This window comes from Dactylosporangium sp. NPDC005572, assembly GCF_040605515.1.
Taxonomy (GTDB): Bacteria; Actinomycetota; Actinomycetes; order Mycobacteriales; family Micromonosporaceae; genus Dactylosporangium.
The window spans coordinates 1-2,820 of sequence record NZ_JBEXCY010000425.1; the positions used below are offsets into that span (position 1 = coordinate 1).

2 protein-coding genes are annotated in these 2,820 nt (G+C 66.3%); both read left to right on the top strand.

Annotated features, from left to right (window positions below; all coding sequences use genetic code 11):
• Positions 1-611: 611 nt before the first annotated feature.
• Positions 612-1,511, top strand: coding sequence for a patatin-like phospholipase family protein (locus tag ABZS66_RS61220; protein WP_354774140.1), 900 nt, complete (start codon positions 612-614; stop codon positions 1,509-1,511).
• A 154-nt stretch (positions 1,512-1,665) separates the two neighbouring features.
• A complete protein-coding gene (locus ABZS66_RS61225) occupies positions 1,666-2,346 on the top strand; it encodes a methyltransferase domain-containing protein (protein ID WP_354774142.1) in 681 nt (226 codons plus the stop codon).
• Positions 2,347-2,820: the final 474 nt, after the last annotated feature.

The following is a 2,820-nucleotide window of genomic DNA, read 5'->3' on the forward strand; positions in this document are numbered from 1 at the left end:
GGTACCAGCCCCGGTCACCAGGGCAACCTTCCCAGCAAACGGCTTCAACACATCCATCATCATCAACACTCCTATCTCGAGGGGCGGAGAAGCTCGCACGGTAGGACACGGATTGCGATGCGGGCATGGATGACGCCCGGCTCTGTGGACTGGAGTTCTGCTGCGGTCAGGTCGAGCCGGCCATGATCACAGCCGCCCGGGAGATCTCAGCCCGACACGGACAACCATCTTGTGCGGCCTCTCGACCGATCCCACCGCTCCCGACTGCAACGAACTCAGTACAGCTAGTCACGTCGCCGATACAGCTCGACGGCAGGCTCCAGCCCGACCGAGCGACGGGAGACCGGCGCGTCCATGACCACTCCAATCAACCGCGCTCGGGCGCTAGCCCGATCGACGCATCTGGACTGACCAGTTAGAAACAACGTAGGCGAAGCCTAAACCCCTGTCAACTAGCCGGTTAGTTTGCACCTGGACTAACCGACTAGTTGACAGCTTCGAACGGCGATGCTTAGCTTCAACTAACCGGTCAGATACCAAACCGGCCTTCGCGGGCAGCAGCCACCACAGCCACGCCCAGCGGGCACATCTCGATAGAGAGGAAGAAGACCATGGAACAGAACAACAACTCAGAAGCTACGCATCGCTCCGCGCGGCGACCGCGGGTGGGCATCGTGCTCGGAGGCGGTGGCGAGACTGGCATTGCCTGGCAGACGGGCGTGCTCGCTGCCCTGGGCAACGAGGCGCACCTGACGCCTGATGCCGTCGACGTCGTCGTCGGGACGTCGGCGGGCGCCATCGCCGGCAGCTACTTCAGCGCGAGACTTGACCTCAACCAGCTCGTTGACAGGGAGCGAACTGGCAAGGTGGCGACGGCACCACTGCCGGCCGGCGAGGGCATGAGTGCCATTCCAACCGAGATCATCGCGGCGCTCGCCTCCACTGAGGGGACGGTGGAGGAACGCGGCCGGATCGTCGGGAAGCTGGCGATGAAGGCGCCCACCCCGATCTCAAGCGCCGACCTTGTCACGTATGTCGGGTCGATGCTCGCCGGCCCGGAGTGGCCAGAGCTGGATTTCCGTCCCACCTCCGTGAACGCCGAAACCGGCCAGACGGTGCTGTGGAAGCGCAGCGATGGCGTCCCGCTCGCGGCTGCGGTCGCGTCCTCCGCCGCGGTCCCCGGCTTCCTGCCAACTGTCGAGATCAATGGTCACCACTACACCGACGCGCCGCGCACTTCCTTCTCAAGCGACCTGGTGGCGGAGAAGGAACTGGATGCCATCGTCTACATCGGGATGCCGACGCCGAACCTGTCGAACACCGTCGAGGAGGAGGCACTGAACAAGCTCGAGGCCGACGGGCTGCGGGTGGTTCGAATTACCGGTGGCGCCGACTCGGAGCTCCTCATCCGCGAGGCATTGGACCCCCGGATCCGGCCGCAGGCCGTCGAGATGGGTCTTCGTGACGGCTCCGCGGCTGCCCCTGCCGTCGCCGGGATCCTCCGCGCCTGAAGCGAGCTGAGCTTGCTGGGGCTGAACTCGGCTCGTCGTCAGCCCCAGCAAGCTGGCCAAAGCAGCTCCTGTGCCGCGTGAGGATTCCGGCCCGGTGCTGCGACCACCACGTTCGTCGTCGTTTGTCACCAGTTCTTCGAAGGAGCGTCGAGTCATGACCGCTATTGTTTGCACCAAGCCCGGAGTGACAGGGCCCGCGCTGCTGCCTCACAACAACGCCGTGCCGTCGTCGCCAACGGGGAGCGGCGCCGACCGTGTCGTGTTTCTACGCGAGTTCGTCCGATCCCCGTTCACCGTCGCCGCTGTCGCGCCGAGCGGCGTGCCTCTCGCCAACGCAATCACCGCGACCCTGCCACGCACCGGGGCCCCACTGGTCGTGGAGCTCGGCCCCGGCACCGGCGCGTTCACCGCCGCGATCCAGCAGAGGCTCGGCGGCCGCGGACAGCACCTGGCCATCGAGATCAACGAACGGTTCGCCGGATCGCTGGCCGACCGCTACCCCCAGGTTGATGTTGTTGTGGCCGACGCCCGCAACCTCCGCGACGTGCTGGCGCACCGCGGTCACCAGAGCGCGGACATGATTGTGAGCGGGCTGCCGTGGGCAGCCTTCGCACCGGACCGGCAGAACGATCTCCTCGACGCTGTCACGGATGTGCTCGCTCCGCATGGCGCGTTCACCACTTTTGCGTACACGCACACGCGATGGCTGCCTCCAGCCCGCCGATTGCGCCGGTCGCTGAGCACACGGTTCGAGGAGGTTACGATCGGCCAGACGGTGTGGGCCAACACGCCACCCGCATTCGTCTACTACTGCCGTAGGCCCACGTCCGAGTAGTCGCGCGCTGGTCGCGCCAAAACGACCCTATGAGGGGTGATGCGCCTGCCCGTGCCGGTGGTGTCGGCCTCGAGTACACCCGCGGCCGACCCCGGCATCTTGGCCGAGGATGCCCGCGCCCGGCGGCCGCAACTCTGACCCCGCGTCGCAAGACAGTCGAGTTGGTGTGTTCAGCCCGCGGCGCACTCCTCCGCTCCATCGATCGGCCCTCGGCGCGGAGGAGTGCGCGCCCGTTGGCGCCGCGATCGCCCCGTCGCGGGATCTGGGACATTTCACCAGCGTGGGGGACGTGGCGATCACGTTTTTTGTGTAGGTCTGACCGCGCTGATGCCGACGGCAGAGGAGCCTGCACTGGTGGTTCAGCCACGCGTCCAGCACCGTGGCGCTCCTTCAGCCCATCCTCGACTACGCACGCTGCTTGAGCTTCCCCCGCTTTGATGGAGCGGTGGTTACCTGCCTCCGGTTGGGGCAGGG

Bases quoted from the DNA above. Each gene is read 5' to 3' on its own strand.
- ABZS66_RS61220 (WP_354774140.1), top strand. From the start codon at position 612: ATGGAACAGAACAACAACTCAGAAGCTACGCATCGCTCCGCGCGGCGA.
- ABZS66_RS61225 (WP_354774142.1), top strand. From the start codon at position 1,666: ATGACCGCTATTGTTTGCACCAAGCCCGGAGTGACAGGGCCCGCGCTG.